Source organism: Psychrobacter sp. AOP7-C1-14 (genome assembly GCF_052376135.1).
Taxonomy (GTDB): Bacteria; Pseudomonadota; Gammaproteobacteria; order Pseudomonadales; family Moraxellaceae; genus Psychrobacter.
The window spans coordinates 17,851-35,236 of record NZ_JBQSVH010000009.1 but is presented as its reverse complement, the minus strand read 5'-3'; the positions used below and the strand labels follow the sequence as shown (position 1 = coordinate 35,236).

Annotated in this window: 16 protein-coding genes; 3 read left to right on the top strand and 13 right to left on the bottom strand. The window is 42.1% G+C overall.

Annotation, left to right across the window (positions count from 1 at the left end; translation table 11 throughout):
• Positions 1-204: 204 nt before the first annotated feature.
• Positions 205-837: an RlmE family RNA methyltransferase gene (locus ACT3QN_RS07930; protein ID WP_444522911.1), complete on the bottom strand. Its 633-nt coding sequence runs from the start codon at positions 835-837 to the stop codon at positions 205-207.
• A 333-nt stretch (positions 838-1,170) separates the two neighbouring features.
• Between ACT3QN_RS07930 and ACT3QN_RS07925 the strand changes: the two genes are divergently transcribed.
• Both ACT3QN_RS07925 and ACT3QN_RS07920 read left to right on the top strand, forming a co-directional pair.
• Positions 1,171-1,482, top strand: a complete 312-nt coding sequence (locus ACT3QN_RS07925) for a YhbY family RNA-binding protein (protein WP_444520186.1) — start codon at positions 1,171-1,173, stop codon at positions 1,480-1,482.
• Between the two features lie 219 nt (positions 1,483-1,701).
• Positions 1,702-2,475 carry a hypothetical protein gene (locus ACT3QN_RS07920; protein ID WP_444522912.1) on the top strand — a complete coding sequence of 258 codons (774 nt, stop codon included), beginning with the start codon at positions 1,702-1,704 and terminating at the stop codon, positions 2,473-2,475.
• A gap of 118 nt (positions 2,476-2,593) precedes the next feature.
• Here ACT3QN_RS07920 and ACT3QN_RS07915 read toward each other — a convergent pair whose 3' ends face one another.
• Positions 2,594-3,322, bottom strand: coding sequence for a CHAP domain-containing protein (locus tag ACT3QN_RS07915; RefSeq protein WP_444520188.1), 729 nt, complete (start codon positions 3,320-3,322; stop codon positions 2,594-2,596).
• A 249-nt stretch (positions 3,323-3,571) separates the two neighbouring features.
• Between ACT3QN_RS07915 and ACT3QN_RS07910 the strand changes: the two genes are divergently transcribed.
• Positions 3,572-4,087 (top strand): hypothetical protein, encoded by a 516-nt coding sequence (locus ACT3QN_RS07910; RefSeq protein ID WP_444522913.1) that lies wholly within the window; start codon positions 3,572-3,574, stop codon positions 4,085-4,087.
• A 299-nt stretch (positions 4,088-4,386) separates the two neighbouring features.
• Here ACT3QN_RS07910 and lpxC read toward each other — a convergent pair whose 3' ends face one another.
• The 11 genes from lpxC to ACT3QN_RS07855 all read right to left on the bottom strand — a co-directional run bounded on the left by lpxC (position 4,387) and on the right by ACT3QN_RS07855 (position 17,341).
• Positions 4,387-5,304: a UDP-3-O-acyl-N-acetylglucosamine deacetylase gene (lpxC, locus tag ACT3QN_RS07905; protein WP_444520190.1), complete on the bottom strand. Its 918-nt coding sequence runs from the start codon at positions 5,302-5,304 to the stop codon at positions 4,387-4,389.
• A 323-nt stretch (positions 5,305-5,627) separates the two neighbouring features.
• A complete protein-coding gene (gene ftsZ / locus ACT3QN_RS07900; protein WP_444520191.1) occupies positions 5,628-6,833 on the bottom strand; it encodes a cell division protein FtsZ in 1,206 nt (401 codons plus the stop codon).
• A gap of 256 nt (positions 6,834-7,089) precedes the next feature.
• Entirely contained in the window at positions 7,090-8,382 is a 1,293-nt protein-coding gene (gene ftsA / locus ACT3QN_RS07895; protein WP_444522914.1) for a cell division protein FtsA, read from the bottom strand.
• A gap of 166 nt (positions 8,383-8,548) precedes the next feature.
• The gene (locus ACT3QN_RS07890) at positions 8,549-9,337 is read right to left on the bottom strand and encodes a cell division protein FtsQ/DivIB (RefSeq protein WP_444522915.1); all 789 of its coding nucleotides are present in this window, start codon (positions 9,335-9,337) and stop codon (positions 8,549-8,551) included.
• A 377-nt stretch (positions 9,338-9,714) separates the two neighbouring features.
• Positions 9,715-10,707, bottom strand: coding sequence for a D-alanine--D-alanine ligase (locus tag ACT3QN_RS07885; protein WP_444522916.1), 993 nt, complete (start codon positions 10,705-10,707; stop codon positions 9,715-9,717).
• A 23-nt stretch (positions 10,708-10,730) separates the two neighbouring features.
• Positions 10,731-12,170, bottom strand: a complete 1,440-nt coding sequence (gene murC, locus ACT3QN_RS07880; protein WP_444522917.1) for a UDP-N-acetylmuramate--L-alanine ligase — start codon at positions 12,168-12,170, stop codon at positions 10,731-10,733.
• Between the two features lie 66 nt (positions 12,171-12,236).
• Positions 12,237-13,322, bottom strand: a complete 1,086-nt coding sequence (gene murG / locus ACT3QN_RS07875; RefSeq protein ID WP_444522918.1) for an undecaprenyldiphospho-muramoylpentapeptide beta-N-acetylglucosaminyltransferase — start codon at positions 13,320-13,322, stop codon at positions 12,237-12,239.
• Positions 13,323-13,591: 269 nt separating this feature from the next.
• Entirely contained in the window at positions 13,592-14,563 is a 972-nt protein-coding gene (gene gshB / locus ACT3QN_RS07870) for a glutathione synthase (protein WP_444522919.1), read from the bottom strand.
• Positions 14,564-14,615: 52 nt separating this feature from the next.
• On the bottom strand, positions 14,616-15,317 hold the full coding sequence (pyrE, locus tag ACT3QN_RS07865) for an orotate phosphoribosyltransferase (protein WP_444522920.1): 702 nt from the start codon (positions 15,315-15,317) through the stop codon (positions 14,616-14,618).
• Positions 15,318-15,379: 62 nt separating this feature from the next.
• Entirely contained in the window at positions 15,380-16,414 is a 1,035-nt protein-coding gene (locus ACT3QN_RS07860; RefSeq protein WP_444522921.1) for a hypothetical protein, read from the bottom strand.
• A gap of 87 nt (positions 16,415-16,501) precedes the next feature.
• The gene (locus ACT3QN_RS07855; protein WP_444522922.1) at positions 16,502-17,341 is read right to left on the bottom strand and encodes an SDR family oxidoreductase; all 840 of its coding nucleotides are present in this window, start codon (positions 17,339-17,341) and stop codon (positions 16,502-16,504) included.
• Positions 17,342-17,386 lie beyond the last annotated feature (45 nt).

Below are 17,386 nucleotides of genomic sequence, written 5' to 3'. Positions count from 1 at the left end.
AACGCTTATTATCAGACGACTTTGCCTAAAACATATGCTAAAAACAAAGGTAATATACCATGATATGTGGTGCTAACCCGTATAATTCAAGCAAGTTTCACGATTATTCATTTAACTTCTGTCACAGCGCTTATATTTCGATAAAAACACTTTATGGCGGTTTATCATCTCGCTTGCAAGAGCAGCAACTTATTGATGTTAAAACTATTTAATCGCTATCCAAAACATCTCTTTTGACCGTGGTCGTGACGCACCTGGCTTTATACTACGAATTTTACTAAAATCTTGCTGCATCTGCTTGCGTAATTCTTGTGTACCCTGACCTTGAAACACTTTCATAATAAGTGCGCCACCTTCTGGTAAGGTTGCGAGTGCGAAGTCCACTGCCAGCTCGCACAGGTACATCATACGCGGCTGATCAATCGCACTATTTCCAGCGGTATTGGGTGCCATGTCCGACAGTACTACATCGACTTGCCTATTCCCTACTTCTGCCATAATAGCGTCGAAAACCTCAGCCTCACGAAAATCACCCTGAATAAAGGTAACATCAGGCAAGTTATCCATGGCCAAAATATCAGAGGCAATTAAAATACCATCATCACCTACCAATCGACCAGCAACTTGTGACCAACTACCAGGCGCACTACCTAGGTCTACGACCGTCATGCCCTTTTTAATCAAATTGGTTTTTTCGTTAATCTCCAATAATTTATAAGCAGCCCGAGCACGATAGCCATCTTCTTGAGCTTTTTGCACATAATGATCGTCAATATGTTCTTTCATCCAAGCACTGCTGCTCTTTGATAGTTTTTTGTTTTCGATACGCGTGGCCAAAATACCTGCTCCTATTGCTTTACTAGATCTAGCTGCTTTAATTACTCTATCACTTACATACTGATATTAATTAGATGCGTATTATCCTAAATACGGTGTCAAACAAGTTTTTGATTCATTAGTGGTCACAAACTGACTAAATTCTATTGGTTAAATAACTGTTTTATAAGGCAGTAGCGTTTATAATGTACCAAACATTCAGTTTAACATTTTCGTCACGTAAAATCGTGCAAAATCCTGCTGATCTCATGCAAGATGGTTACAGATTATCTATAATGATCAATAACTGTTTTTGACAGTACCACTTTATTTTTACCAACACTTAGGAATTATATGCAACTCGATAACGCTACTATCAAACGTCTAAAAGGCATCGGTCACGAGCTAAAGCCTATCGTTATGATCGGCAACAAAGGCATTACCCCAACTATTACTGAAGAAATCGATCGCGCGCTGTCAGATCATGAGCTTATCAAAGTGAAGCTACCTGCTGGCACGAAAGAAGAGCGTGACATCGTTGGCGCTGAACTCGCTAAAGCGGCTAATGCATCTCTGGTTCACTCTATTGGTCGTATGGCATTATTACTACGCAAAAACCCAAATGCTAACCCAAAACTGTCTAACTTAGCACGTCACGCGCAGTAATCTGTCATGACCGACTAGACTTAAGTGTTTAAGTTTTATATTCACTTATCTCATAGCTAAATGATAATGAAATACAGAAGCCGCGACGCATCCTGCTCGCGGCTTCTGTATTGTCTGATGCTCTCAGTTATACTTCTAGAATAATATAAGAGCACTTACTCAGTACAACTTCTCTTCTGACTCTCACTTTTTTATTAATACCATCGAGACTTATTAATAATGAACCAATCTTTTAACCTCCGTATAGCCACCGAGACGATAGCGAAAGATGCTCAGCAGATGAGTGTGTCTATAGAAGAACTAGAGAGTATCTCTATCGAAGTAAGTGCAAAGATTACCCAACAACCAGCTTTGCAGCTAGTACTGACCTATCGAGTGATTCTGCCTAGCCAAACTCTAGCCAATCAATTAAATTGGCCAATATGGCAGCAAGCCCAAGTAAATTTCACTGATTATCTATGGGAAGAAACCTGCCTTGAATTTTTTATTGCTGGCAGTAAGCTGAATGACAGCAAGGTTAATGACGAAGATATCGTAACAACTCACCAAACGATGCCTCACAACATACTATTCCAACATTCACCCTCTTATGTAGAAGTTAACGCTAGCCCTGATGGACGTTATGCTCTGTATCAATTTGAAAGCTATCGCAACCCTGCGGCACTACCGCCTGTACCTTTATATGAGGCCGATAGAACCACGCGCGTATCTATTGATTGGAACGACCACAAGGACCTGACTGCTATATCAGTAGAAAGCCTGTCATCTAGCACTCCGACGGTAGTACAGTCAGCTTTTCGTTATGAGCGCAGCTTTAGCCTGCCTATAACTCAACTGCCGAATCAACAATACGCTGTTGCAAACATAATGATCGAACAAATACATCCTTGTGTCATCTTATGGTTTGGCGAAACTGATTTATACTTCGCCACCAGCCATGCCTCCCCGCCTGACTTTCACAATCGCGACTATTGGCCAAATTTTGAGCTTTAATTCGGTTACATGAGCTGTACTCACTTAGACATCACATTTTAAGCACAAAAAAAACCCAGCAATGTCATAAGGAGCATTACTGAGCTTGGAGAAAACTTTAACTGTGTTTAACTGATGCTTATTTATCAGCCATTGCAAGGTAAATACCACGGTCTGACGCATCATCAACATATTTCGAATCACGCCATGTTGTATAGCTGTACGTACCGCTATATGGGCTAATGCTATTTTGACGGAAATCAGATACCCAGTCGTTACCATCAAAAATCTGGATATGACCATGTGGACGGCCTGAAGTACGGTTATAGACTACAACGTCGCCAACTTGTGGTTCCATGTCGTTGCTAATCTTGGTGAAGCCAGCTTTGGCGAGCGTACCACGAGAAGCATACTGATAAGCGGACGGATTAGGCGTAAATTCGTAGCCAGCTGACTGCAATGCTTTACGTACATAGCGAGCACAGTAACCAGAGCTTCTAGATAGCGCTACACGAGACGCATTTGCTGCTGCAATAGCAGGAGCAGAGTTACGGTCAGGTACACGGCTAGCTTGCTGTTGGCGCTGCTCATAAGACAAACGGCTAGTCAGTGAAGCTAGCTGATTTTCTTTTTGCTTAGCATGAGCACTCAAATTATCGATGGCCTGACTGATTTCATCATTACTAAATACATGTGCACCATTATTAGTGCTATAGATATTACGGCTGGAACCATAGTTCGCAGTAGTAGAAATATTTGTGATGGTATGACTCAAGGTATTATTTGGTTGAAAGGTTGTCTCGGCAGCACCACTCGTCTGTGCAATACCCATCCCCAATACTGACAAAATTAATAAAGCTTGTTTCATAAATTTACTACCTATTGTTAATACAAGTCTGCTCGTCATCCGTAACGAAGCATCAATTAATTTAGAGGATATAATCGTCAAATAGACGTGATAAAATCCCTATTACAACGGTTCATTTTTTTCAAATAGTGACTAGTGCCAGTAGCACCTTCCACCTAGTCAACTATCTTATAAGCCATCTGCTATATGTTGCTTTTGGCATGTCTGTTATGAGTATCGAGTTTGTCACCCATTAGATGAGTACTTACGATGTCAAAAAAACAACCTAATCGGCTTGCCCAGCTGATAGATCATCAAGCATTTGCTGGTAGTGCGCTACCTCAGACCCTTGCTAACAACATGCGGCTATATATAAAAGCAACCAACGAGATAAAAGAGCTATTGGTAGACTGTCTACCTGAAGAGATCCTCAATACCTGTTGGGTTGTCGGCTTAACACCTGAGCAATTGATATTAAGTGTTAGCTCAATGACAGCAGCAAATCATATTCGCTATTTACATAGCTCGTATTTGCAAATACTAACAGAGCAGTCAATTACATTTAAACAACTCAGGCAAATTCGCGTCGTTGTGGCTAAAAGCTCTGCTGATAATTATCTATCTAAGCCATCGTCAGTAGCATCGCTGCAATTGCCTAACTCTCGTAAAGCCAATGAAAATCAGGCGCTTAGCCAAAACACAAAACGGACTATATCACAGGCCGCAGAGCATGTCACCACTGACGAAAATCTCAAAAAAGCCCTTTTGCGCCTAATGAATAACTAAAAAATACCTACTGCTAAGTGTAAAGTTATGTAAATAAGAACAGATAATGGCATTGATATAAATGGTTTTTTGTAATGTATCAGCCAAAAAAAATCCTTCGTTAGTTATATCTATAATACAGATACAACTAACGAAGGATTTAAAAAATATCTACAGCTTTTGTACTATGTGCCTTAACGATAAAAACATAAAACAATATAGGTAATATATCCAGAATATAAAATATTATATAAATGTAATTATAGCCTAACTATGTAATATTGCGTAAATGTTTCGATAATTCGTGTATATTCCTGTATTTATCCTTCGATAGCTAAATTACTAAGCGATAAATACTCGATAGGACAGATTACATTGTCATCAAAAGTTACAATTTCAAAGTTATCTTCGTCAGATAGTATTTCACGTACTAATAAATTATTTAGAGCATGACCAGACTTATAGGCATTAAAACGACCTAAAATTGGGTAGCCAATCAGATGCAAGTCTCCTAAGGCATCTAAGATTTTGTGACGGACAAACTCATCATTAAAACGTAAGCCTTCTACATTGAGTATATTGTCATCATCAATAACAATAGCGTTTTCCATACTACCGCCCAATGCTAGGTTGTTTTGACGTAGCGCTTCTATATCACGTAAAAATCCAAAAGTACGAGCAGTGCTCAACTGCTCGATGAAGTTCTGTGTAGAGAACTTCAATTGTGCATGTTGAAAGTTTTTATCAAAAGCAGGATGATTGAAATCGATTTCGAAATTTAATTCATAGCCATCATAAGGACGCAGCTCCGCCCATTTATCTTCCAGTTTTACTCGTACTGGACGTATAATTTTAATGAATTTTTTAGCTGCTTCTTGCTCACAAAATCCTGCGTCAAGTAAAAGCGCAACAAAAGGCGCAGCACTACCATCCATGATCGGTATCTCTGAGGCAGAGACCCGAATCAATAGGTTGTCTACACCTAGACCGGCGATGGCGCTAAGCAAATGCTCGACCGTTCCTACCCGCGTACCACCAAATACTAAGTTCGATGACATCATAGTATCTTGTACTAAAAACGCACTCGCTGGGATTGGTTGACTACCCTTTATGTCTGAGCGCTCGAAAACAATACCAGTGTCAATCGGCTGTGGATGGAACTCCAAGTCAACAGGCTGACCACTATGTAGACCAGTACCCGTAACGGCAATTGCTGTTTTTATGGTTCTTTGGTTCATGGTTGTCTTCTCACATATTTTGTTACAATTGACATAGTGTACCATTACCTACCCCTCATTCGCTATATATAAAAAGCGTTAATTTCCTTATCTCCTTGATTGATAACACTTATCGTCAATACTCTGTAGTTAATTCTTACTTTGCATGACCTTCCTAATGCCATAAATCAGTAAGCCTTATACCAAGTTCAACAGTCATAAATCCTCAAACTATATGGAAGGTAGTCACAATTTTTTTATCGAAAACGATCTAACTTTCTTTAAACACAAAAAAGCCAGCGTACAAACGCTGGCTTTTTCTCACTTACAATGAGCCAAAAATACTATTTATTTTGTTGACGCTTCAAATAGTCTTGGATACTGTTTGTTTTAGTCTTAGGTTGCTCCTGAGGTGCCCTTGCGCTAGGACGTACAACGCTATCTTGGTACTGCTGAGCTTGTGACTGCTTTTGACTGTTTAAAGCGCTGGTATGTACGTTAGGATCGACAGGTTGCGTGCTATTAACAGAAGGCACTGCCTGCTCTGCTACTTCTGGCTCTTGACCTGCGTTTTCGTCCAACGTTAGACCAGTTGCAATGACTGTCACATGTAAGTCATCGCCCATTTTTTCATCGATAACAGAACCGTAGAAAATGTGAGCGTCATCAATATCAGTAATTTCTTCTACTATTGCACTGATTTTGCTCATCTCATCTAGTGATAATGACTCTGAAGAGATCACATTAACCAGTAGACCTTTTGCGTTCTCTAAACGCAAATCGTCAAGCAATGGTGATCTAATGGCTTTTTCAGTTGCTTGGCGCGCACGATCATCACCGCTAGCACGACCAATACCCATCATCGCATGACCTTTAGCAGTCATTGCAGTACGGATATCGTTAAAGTCAATATTAATCATACCCTCGCTAGCGATGGTTTCAGCAATACCTTGAACGGCATGCAACAGTACATCATCCGCTTTTTTAAAGGCATCTTGCATAGAGATATTGCCGTATACACTCATCAACTTATCATTTGGAATCGTGATGATCGAATCGACAAAGTTAGTTAGCTGCTCGATACCTGCTTTAGCAGCTTTGATACGCTTACCACCTTCGAATTTAAATGGCGTCGTTACAACAGCAACTGTCAGTACTTCCATTTCTTTTGCAATACGAGCAACAACTGGTGCTGCACCAGTACCCGTACCGCCACCCATACCAGCAGTGATAAACACCATATCTGAGTGATCAAGCAATGCGCGAATCGCTTCTTCTTCGCTTTCTGCTGCTTCACGACCAACTTCTGGATTTGCCCCTGCCCCTAGACCGCGGTTCGTTTTTGCACCCAGTTGCAGCTTATGCGGTGCAGTAAGACGATCTAGCGCTTGTTTATCGGTATTGGCACAAACGAACGTTACACCTCTGATGCCTTGTTGTACCATATGTTCAACTGCATTACCGCCGCCGCCACCAACACCGAATACAGTGAAGCTTGCTTGGCCATTATTTTGAAGCTGATTATCATCTGGCATGGTGTATTTTGACATAAAAAAGATTCTCCAGTTGCAGATAGCGTATAAGTCGAAGCATAGTAACGCACTCATGTGGCGCGCTATCGACATACTATATATAAATGTATTTAAATAAAACAGGGTATGGCTAAAATCATTCAGTGTAGACAATAATATGTCATTACCATTCAGTACGTTTTTTTTGAAACTAATTTATTCGAAATGTTACCTTGTTTTTTGCTTAACCAATTTAGAGGCATTCTATAGCGTATGGGTGCTTTATTAAACAAGTCTATAATATTTTCTTTAAAACATTCGCAAAACGTTGGCCCGCACTTCGAAAGACGCCTGATACTCGATTATTTTGAATGGCTTCAGGTTCACTTTTTTCACTGCGGCGGAATTGCTCGCTCTGACTATATAGCAACGTACCAAAAGCCGTTTGATAAGCACGGTCGTTAACTTGGCTATTGAGTAGCTTAAAGGACTCGTCATTATCAAAATGATTATAAGCACTGATAGCAGGATGGATGTTGGTCAATACCACAGGCATTTTTAGTAGCTTTTTGGCAAAGGGTATCATACCTTTAATAGTACTACCGCCACCAGTCAACACAATCCCTTTATCGATATAGCCTATCAATCCTGCCTCGTGTAACTGACGTGCTACTTCAGTAAATATCTGAACATAACGAGCTTCGATGATACGTGCCAAATTATAAATACCGATGTTAATTTCGTCACCCGATCCTTGAGGTTTGAACAAAAAGAATGCGCTTGGATCGACACTATTGACATCAGCTGTACCATGAGATTTTTTCAGTTTTTCAGCTTCAATCATGGAAATACCAAAATCCGCTGAAATATCCATCGTCACTTCATGACTACCTGTCGCGATACAATGTGTAAAAATCAACTTATTCTCTTTATACACACAAATACTGGTCGTACTAGCACCAATATCTACCAAGCAAACACCTTGCTGGCGTTCCTCAGTCATCAAACTATACTCAGCACTGGTTACGGCATCAAAAACGATATGATCAATGCCAACGTCACAACTTTGTAATAGTTTTTGGATATTTTGACGGCTAGCAACAGGCATCATCATCATGTGGTACATCACAGTAATATTGTGTGCCATCATCTCGATGACATCATCCACCATAAAGTCTTGCTCATCGACATAGATACCTTGCTGGCAACAATGCATCAAGTAATTATCAGATGATAAATCGCGCGACTTTGCATTAGCCAATGCTTGTACCATGTCTTTTGCACGTACAACTTCGTCTTCTACTTTGACCTCTCCAGCACTGTTTTTGCTAGATAACTCAGGTGTCGCAAGTGTTAACCAAACACTATGCACACGGCAGTTAGCCGTATCTTCTGCTTCTTGAATGGCTTGTTTTATAGCACCTTGCAGACGTTCACGGTGTTTTATCTGACCCTGATAAAAATCACTGTTTTTAACTTGTCCTACGCCTAAAATACGAATGTCTTTTGCAGATACAACATTGCCTATTACGACATATACTGCCGTGGCACTTAGATGGACAACAACCAGATTTTCATTATTTTTCATGGTACCAGACAAATTATCGCTAAACAGAAGAACAAATGATGCTCTTCTATTAAATTATTAAAAAAAGCGTCACTAATACGCTATGATGTTGTACATATCTTATTTAAACTAAATAAACCGTCTTAGCCCAGCTGTCGATTATCTATAATCATTATTCCTACTTAGGCTATTCTGATTCATCACTTTGCGTCGTATTCCAAGCAATGGTAAAACCATTTTTATATCGTAAATCTACAGACTGCATTTCATCTCGACGCGTACTTAATTGATTGCCAAGCAGCTGGCTTAAATTCAATAGTTTTTGTGCTGTATTCTCATTGTCTACAATCACACGCAGGCCATTGTCAAAACGAATCAGCCAGGTCATTCTTGGTGATAGAATGATATCTTCGACCTGCATACCAAGTGGTGTATACCAATCATTAACTTGTTGCATCTGTTGCATAATGACTGGTGCTTGAGACATCTCACCTTGTAAGGTCGCAAACTGCTCTTGTATTAAATCTCTGCTATCAGCAGGAACAAACACAGCACCTTTTGCATCAACCAAACGTTCTGTACCAAAATTAGCAACCGCTTGTTTGGGTAGTGCATTGATAACAATACCACGTTGCCAGTCACGAGAAATGCTTACTTGATCTACCCAAGCTAAACCCATCGTGATGTCTCGCAATGCCTGCAAATCAGAGGTAAAAAAGCTACTTACTTGCTGTTGTTCCATTACTTCTTGCAATGAGCGATATTGAGCAACAGACAGACCTTGATTACTAACATAAATATTTGCTGGCGGTGCATCACGTAATGCTTTGCCGCCCATCATTAATATTAGCACTAACAAACCTAAAACCAGTACCATAAATAGATACTTTACCGTTGCTGGTATTTGGAGCTTAGATTTTGGGCGACCGTCTTTATCACTCATCAAGTCAGTTACCTCGTTGACAGTTTGAGCCATAACGACCTTTGTCCCTATATTTGCATAAAACTGATCATGCTATTTATTGATATAAATCTGCGTATTCTTGGCAGAAGCTTATTAAGTCGATATATTATCAAATTTTATTAAAAATACAGCTTACCTACAGCCATTACGCTCATCTAAACGTAACATTTTTCTTAAATTATGAATAAGTTAACAGCTGTATCCATCAAAAAACACAAATATCGTCAAAACATGCCTATTTTTACAATATTAACGTATTTTATGGTTAAACAATAGTCAAACACTAATTAGTGGTAGTGAATTTACACAAGTTTACATGAGGCTGTGGTATAGCAGCTCTAGTGATACAAAAAGACATCATCACTTGCTTAATTTGATTGAAATGGCGACTATAACGTCTGTGCCAAAATGTGCCAACATAGGGCGTCAAAATCTAGTCCCCGAGCTTTGGCTGCCATTGGAACCAAACTATGACTGGTCATACCTGGTACGGTATTAATTTCGAGCAACCAAAAATTGCCCGCTTCATCTTGCATGGCATCGACACGTCCCCATCCTTTTGCATCTACTGCACGAAACGCCGCAAGACTCAAATCTTGCAAATGCTTTTCATCAGCAGCACTCAATCCACATGGAATATAGTAACTGGTATCATTACGATTATATTTGGCTTCAAAATCATAGAAGTTAGTGATATCAGCTGGTTCGAGGCGAATAACAGGATAAGCTTCATCATCGATGATAACGATCGTAAACTCACGACCTGTGATCCAGCGCTCAGCCATCACCGCATCGCCGCATTGCACCGCAGTTGCATAAGCAGCAGGTAGCTCATCAAGATGATGGACCTTGGTCATACCAATACTTGAACCTTCATGAACTGGCTTAATGATAAGTGGTAGACCTAACATATTGACCACTTGCTGCCAGTCGGTATCAGCCGTCAACAATGAAAACGGTGCAGTCGATAGACCGCAACCATGCCATAGCTGCTTGGTACGTACTTTGTCCATACCAAGTGCAGAAGCTAGAATGCCTGATCCTGTCTGCGGTATCTCAAACCACTGTAATACGCCTTGTAGCAGACCATCTTCGCCGCCGCGACCATGCAATACATTAAACACACGGTCATATCCGCGTAGATCAGTAATGTCCTGGTGCTTTGGATCAAAGTGAGTCGCATCAACGCCTTGGTTTTGGAGCGCTTGCAATACTGCTGCACCACTGTCCAGAGATACGCTGCGCTCATTGCTACTACCACCATAAACAACCGCTACTTTACCAAACTGACTAGCGTCTTCTGCATTAGTTGTCACATCTAAAGATGTATCATTGATAGCTGACTTTTGAGTGCTATTATTGTCTTTATTATCAGTTGTCATGAGGTTTGTCCCTAAATTTTAGCTTACTTAATATAAAGGTTATTGGCGGCCAAATCGATAGCAATCTGCCCAACATTACCAGCACCTTGGGTGATTAGCATATCGTTGGCTTTCAACAAACGCTGCATAACAGGGGCTAGATTGTCTTTATCAACGATGGTCGGTTCAACTTCACCACGCAAACGAATACTGCGCGCTAATGACTTGGTGTCAGCACCTGTAATCGGACTCTCGCCTGCTGAATAAACATCTAATAATAATAGCTCATCAACACTCGATAGCACTTCCACAAAATCATCGTAACAATCACGGGTACGGCTGTAACGATGCGGCTGAAATAGCATCACTAAACGACGATCAGGGAAGCTTTGACGAGCGGCTTTGATGGTAGCATCGACTTCTTTTGGATGATGACCATAATCATCAATCAATAAGACATTGCCATCATCGATATCAACAGAGGCATGTTGCTCAAAACGACGACCCACGCCTTCAAACTTCTGCAAAGCACGCTCAATTGCTGCATCGTCAACGCCTTCATCGGTCGCCATAGTGATGGCGGCAAGAGCGTTATAGACATTGTGCGTACCAGGAATATTCAACGTCAGGCGCAATGGTTCACGGTCACGGCGTAATACTGTAAAGTGAGTTTTGGTACCTTCAGTCTCTAAATCAACAGCTTGCACATCATTGAACGGCTCAAAACCAAAGGTCAATACTGGACGACCGATATCATCAATCATTGCATATAGTTCAGGGTCATCACCGCAGACCACTGCCAAACCGTAAAATGGCATGTTTTGTAGAAACTGGATATAAGCGGCTTTTAATTTATCAAAGCTATTTTCATAGGTTTCCATATGGTCTTGGTCGATGTTAGTCACAATCGCCGCCATAGGATGTAATGATAAGAAGGATGCATCAGACTCATCAGCTTCTGCAACCAAGAAGCGGCTGCTACCTAATGCTGCATTTTTGCCTGACGCATTTAATTTACCACCGATAACATAGGTAGGGTCTAGTTGCCCTTCTGCCATCATCGTAGTAAGCAAACTGGTCGTCGTCGTTTTACCATGTGCGCCAGCAACCGCAATACCATGACGATAGCGCATTAGTTCACCAAGCATATCGGCACGGCGTACTACTGGCAATCGAGCTTCAAGCGCTGCTTTTACCTCAGGGTTGCTACGGTCAATCGCTGATGAGACAACGATAACATCAGCGTTGGCGATGTTTTTGGAGTCATGGCCAATCGATATCTCAATGCCAATTTGCTGTAACCGTTTGGTCACTAAGCTTTCTGCGATGTCAGAGCCACTGACCTGATAACCTTGATTATTCATCACCTCAGCGATACCGCACATGCCTGAGCCACCAATACCGATGAAATGCAAATGCTGAATACGGCGCATCTCTGGTATTTCAATCAAACGCTTAGGTAAAGCTTTCGCAGAGGTAGGCATAAGGGTCTCTCTTTATTAAAGGTCAATAAAATTTAGTAAATTCAAATAAGGGGGCTAGGTTACAGACTATAGCGCTTGCCAAATGATGTCAGCAACTTGCTTACTCGCACTACGGTTGGCCAATGCATGGCCTTTCTTAGCCATTGTTAAGCACTTCTCTCGATTGAGTGCGCCAAGCTCATCACTCAGGCTTTTGGCAGTTAGCTCTGACTGCGGCAACAAAATTGCAGCATCATGCGAGGTCAGCGTGCGCGCATTAGCCGTCTGATGATCATCAACTGCATGCGGTAGTGGTACAAAGACAGCGGCTATTCCGACGTTTTGAATTTCAGTCACTGTCAATGCACCTGCGCGGCAAACGATGATATCCGCCCAGTTATAAGCTGCAGCCATATCATCAATAAATGGCTGCACAGTAAACTGATGATTGTTTAGGTCTTGTTCGCTATAAGCCGCTTGCGTGGCTGATTCATTGTTGCGTCCACACTGGTGAAGCACTTCAAATGGCTGACCTAGCAATGCTAGTGCTTTTGGTACTGTATCATTTAATACCTGAGCGCCAAGTGAACCGCCTACTACCAACAGTTTAAGCGGTGAACTGTTATTTAATTCGTAGCGTATGGTTGGATCTGTGACACCAGTGATGGCATTACGCACAGGATTGCCTACTGTCTCAAGCTTGGCATCTTGCTGACTATTAGCAAAGGTATTTTCAAATGCTTGTAATGTCTTGGTCGACAGCTTAGATAAATAGCGATTGCTCATACCAGCGATGGCATTTTGCTCATGAATAATCAATGGCGTATTAGTCATACGCGCAGCAATACCACCAGGTGCAGTGACGTAACCACCAAACCCAACGACCACATCAATCTGATTACTACGAATCACTTTTACGGCAGCCATCGTCGCTGACAACAGAGTGACAGGCAGCTTTAGTAGTCGACCAACGCCTTTGCCACGCAGCCCTTGCATATTAATAGCATGGAAGGGATAGCCTGTCGGTTCAACCAAACCGTTTTCCATCCCATTTGGCGTCCCCAACCAGTGAATCACCGCACCGCGTTGGGTCAGCTCGTCGCTCACTGCAAGCGCTGGAAAAACATGCCCGCCCGTACCAGCTGCCATCATCAATATATGCGGTGTTTTCATGAACGCCTGCCTGTCTTTACTTTATTTATATGAAGAGTTTATCTCACTGCTGCGATGCCGGTTATAAAAAATAATGACCTAGCCAAAGCCCGCATAGTATAGAGGAAATTATTGTCTTATATACAGTACTTTATGCAGCAAAAACAACAAAAGTCCAAGCCATGACTGCTCAAGGCTTGGCGCCGTGTAATGCTAATAAACGATAAGAGAAATTAATGACTAACAATACCAGCTTTACGTAGTCAAAAGCTTCCTTAGTATAGATAAAACTATGCCTTAACTTTATTCTCAATCGCCATGATAAAGTCGGTTGCGATATCTGTACCGCATTGATCATCAATCTCACGTACACACGTTGGGCTAGTGACGTTAATCTCCGTGATACGCCCACCGATCAAGTCTAGACCAACAAACATTAGGCCTTTTTCTTTAACGATTGGTGCCACAAATTCTGCTACTTGGCGTTCGATACCAGTCAATGGCATAGCAACACCATTACCACCAGCTGCTAGATTACCACGGGTCTCGCCTTTCGTTGGAATACGGGCCAAACTATAATCTACTACGACTCCATCGACGATTAACACGCGTTTATCGCCCTCTTTAATCTCTGGCAGATAACGCTGCGCCATGATGGGTAAAGTCTCAAGCTCAGTCAGTATCTCTAACGTCACCCCAATATTTGGGCTATCAGCAGTCAAACGGAAAATACCAGTGCCGCCCATACCATCTAGTGGCTTGACGATGACGTCCTGCTGTTCAGCGATGAATTTACGAATATGTGCTTGTTTACTAGTCACAATCGTTGGGCTCATATAATCGCTAAACCACGTTGCAAATAGCTTCTCATTACAGTCGCGAATTGCTTGTGGATCATTGACCACGAGTACGCCTGCTGCTTTGGCATGATCAAGCATATAAGTGGCGTAGATAAAGCGCATATCAAACGGCGGATCTTTACGCATCAAGATCACGTCATAATCGCCGACTGGTCCTGTGCTTTTATCACCCAATGTATAGAAATCTGCAGGATCACGCTTCACTGTAAGCGGCTGCGTATCAACCATCAACTGACCACGGTCCAACCACAAGTCATGAATCTGACAATAACCAAGCTGATGTCCACGATCTTGAGCGGCCCACATCATAGCGAGGCTGGTGTCTTTTTTATAATTGACTCGCTCGATAGGATCCATAATAACGAGTATTTTTAGCGATTTCTCTTGTTTTTGTTGGCTCATGATAAGACTCACTTACGTTATATTGTTAATATGAAACGAACTCAGTGCCCAACTATACGCCGTACTGCTCACGGTAGTGTTGCATTTTGGCTAACTGGGTCGCGTCTTTATATTGGCTATTGTCGTCGGCCAAATAACTGATCAAATCGTCGATATCGACCAATGCACGAACTGGCACTTCTAGTGTTGCGGCAAGCTCTTGAATAGCAGAGTGCTCGGCTTGACCTTTTTCTTTACGATCGAGTGCGACGATAATACCAGCAACGCTTGCGCCTGCTTGCTCTAAAATCTCGACCACTTCGCGCATGGCTGTACCTGCTGTGATGACGTCATCAAGCACCCAAACGGCCTTGCCAGTTACGTCAGCACCTACTAGATTTCCACCTTCGCCGTGAGTTTTGGCTTCTTTACGGTTGTAGCCCCATTTAGCATTGATGCCATGGTGTAACCATAACGCTTGCGCTGTCGCTGCGACAAAAGGAATACCTTTATAAGCCGCACCAAAGATGACTAGCTCTTGCTCATTATCGCCATTATTTGCACCCATTTGTTCAGCTAAGGCATCTGCATAACCACGTGCTAGTAACGACAACATCTCACCAGTCGCAAGCAAGCCTGCATTAAAAAAGTATGGACTAATACGACCAGACTTTAGGACAAACTCACCGAACTTGAGAACTTGGTTGTCTAGAGCCAGTTGAATAAATTGATGAGATGAAAATGTAGGGTCTTGAGGGCGTGTTACATGAGACATTATGACATTCCTATCAGCAAAAAGAGGGGGCAAAAAATTTGCATTATTGTACGCATTATTGATCAACTTGACCAACCATTGATCTCATAATCCTGCATATTGGCATAGCGAGTCAACAAACCACTACGCGACGAGATATTAAAATAGCTTTGTCCATCTGCTCGTACTTGTATCTCCCAGCCCAAATGATAAGCGGCAACAATAATATGACCAGCAAACAGTCGAATCTGACGATATGCGTGACGCTGTGACGGCTCACAAACGATCTGACTGAGCAAGTAGCTACGCATATGCTGACATATTTCTGCGGCGCTATAACTATGATTGATACTCTTACGGGTACTACATTGCTTTAGCGCATGGACAGCCACGCTACATGCCATGATATCCGTTGCCAAGCTGCCCTCGCCTGTCTCAAACTGCTGCGGTTGCAATATCACTTGCCAATCGTCAGCATACAGACTGTTAAGTAGCTCATCAGGATTATAACGTTTGGTCAATGCGCGCATAGATACGGAAGAATTTTCAGCCCTGTTGTCATGATTTGAGTCATTATCTGAGTCTCTAGCTGATTCAACTACTGTAGAACTATCAGTAGGCAAAAACCCATAACGGTTCAGTTTTGGATAAGCACGAATCGCCTGCTGAATATCTGACATATCTAATAATGTCATATCTGACAATGCTGGCAATAATGGCTGCTCACTATGATTCTGATAAAAGCTATCAGGTAATTCGATAAGCTGTGCCGCATTCAGCAATGATAAATGCTCAGCCAGTGCTTCTGAGGCAATTAGTGACCATTTCGATAAGCTGTCTGCATTGGGCTGATAGAATCGAGTCGAGTTGCCATAAAGCTTGCGCAGTTGACCATTCAGGCGACGAGCAGGCTCAGGAATATCACTCAATGGTCTGGCAGGATCAAGAGGATGTTGTTTGGGATCAAAGTTAGGATGTACGATCGCAGGTTGCTGCGAATCAGCTAATATAGACGATTGCTCAGCCTTTTTTTGGACGTTACCTTCTGCTAGCTGCCCGCCTTCTGTTGCCAGATTAGCATGAGACAAACGGTCGTCAGAAGTAGAAGGCTGGGACATGAAATCTCCATAAACTATAAAATACGAAACAAATAAAAACGATTACATCAAGGGCTATTTTCCTCTCTAGGGCTTAACTCTAAAGGCTTACTCTTGATGATTTAAAATATCTCGGTAGCCTGTCTGCCAATCAGCATAATCAAGCCAAGCTAACGGAATGTTGCTGTGCAAGCGTTTTCCTGTCACTGAAGTTTTTGTATTATCAATAGTAGGAGGTGTCTCGCCAACCTGCTCACTGAGCCAAACCCCTAGCTCAAACGTAGTAACAGGTCGATAGTCCGTCGCTAGATAGACAGACTTTGGTGTCTCTATGGTCAAAACTTTAGTGATGATATTGACCAAGTCGCAATCCATAATACGGTTGCTCCAATGCTCAGCTGGCACTGGATCTTTATTCGGCTCACGAGCCTTACGTAGTCGCATTAAGCGCTCACGCCCATAGATACCACTAGGACGGATGACCACTGCTTTATCACCAAAGCCTTGTTGCAGCGCTTGTTCTGCTTGCAATATGACCTTCGAGGCTTCACGCGCAGGCGTGACAGGTACAGTATGCACATCAATCCATTCGCCATTGTCCTGACCATAGACACCAGTAGAAGAGACGAATACCACACGCTCAATTTTAGCGAGCTGTGGAGCAAGCGTTGCCAAATGCTGACTAATCGCTAGATAACTGTCGTGATAACCGGTGGTTGAATACTCGTCAGGGGTGACGATAATCGCAATATGAGTAAACTCTTGCAGTTGCTCAGTCGTCAGCGTCAACGCATCAGTCTGCAAAAAATCTGCGCTATCTACTAAATCATAATGGTGGCGCTCACTACGAGCAAGCCCAGTCACACAATAGCCATCTTGCGCAAGTTTGTTGGTCACTGGCAGGCCGATATCACCTTGACCGATAATTAGTAAGTTTTGCGTACTCATAAAGCACCTTTCCCTTTGTATAACTATTACAGCGCTTAGAAGCCA

What these genes read in the sequence shown, in the direction of transcription:
- murC (WP_444522917.1), bottom strand. Translation starts at nt 12,170, where the DNA reads ATGCCTACCTCTGCGAAAGCTTTACCTAAGCGTTTGATTGAAATACCA.
- murG (WP_444522918.1), bottom strand. Translation starts at nt 13,322, where the DNA reads ATGAAAACACCGCATATATTGATGATGGCAGCTGGTACGGGCGGGCAT.
- ACT3QN_RS07915 (WP_444520188.1), bottom strand. Translation starts at nt 3,322, where the DNA reads ATGAAACAAGCTTTATTAATTTTGTCAGTATTGGGGATGGGTATTGCA.
- lpxC (WP_444520190.1), bottom strand. Translation starts at nt 5,304, where the DNA reads ATGAACCAAAGAACCATAAAAACAGCAATTGCCGTTACGGGTACTGGT.
- pyrE (WP_444522920.1), bottom strand. Translation starts at nt 15,317, where the DNA reads ATGTCTCATGTAACACGCCCTCAAGACCCTACATTTTCATCTCATCAA.
- ftsZ (WP_444520191.1), bottom strand. Translation starts at nt 6,833, where the DNA reads ATGTCAAAATACACCATGCCAGATGATAATCAGCTTCAAAATAATGGC.
- ACT3QN_RS07920 (WP_444522912.1), top strand. Translation starts at nt 1,702, where the DNA reads ATGAACCAATCTTTTAACCTCCGTATAGCCACCGAGACGATAGCGAAA.
- ACT3QN_RS07860 (WP_444522921.1), bottom strand. Translation starts at nt 16,414, where the DNA reads ATGTCCCAGCCTTCTACTTCTGACGACCGTTTGTCTCATGCTAATCTG.
- gshB (WP_444522919.1), bottom strand. Translation starts at nt 14,563, where the DNA reads ATGAGCCAACAAAAACAAGAGAAATCGCTAAAAATACTCGTTATTATG.
- ACT3QN_RS07890 (WP_444522915.1), bottom strand. Translation starts at nt 9,337, where the DNA reads ATGGCTCAAACTGTCAACGAGGTAACTGACTTGATGAGTGATAAAGAC.
- ACT3QN_RS07910 (WP_444522913.1), top strand. Translation starts at nt 3,572, where the DNA reads ATGTCAAAAAAACAACCTAATCGGCTTGCCCAGCTGATAGATCATCAA.
- ACT3QN_RS07855 (WP_444522922.1), bottom strand. Translation starts at nt 17,341, where the DNA reads ATGAGTACGCAAAACTTACTAATTATCGGTCAAGGTGATATCGGCCTG.
- ACT3QN_RS07885 (WP_444522916.1), bottom strand. Translation starts at nt 10,707, where the DNA reads ATGACAACTGATAATAAAGACAATAATAGCACTCAAAAGTCAGCTATC.
- ACT3QN_RS07925 (WP_444520186.1), top strand. Translation starts at nt 1,171, where the DNA reads ATGCAACTCGATAACGCTACTATCAAACGTCTAAAAGGCATCGGTCAC.
- ftsA (WP_444522914.1), bottom strand. Translation starts at nt 8,382, where the DNA reads ATGAAAAATAATGAAAATCTGGTTGTTGTCCATCTAAGTGCCACGGCA.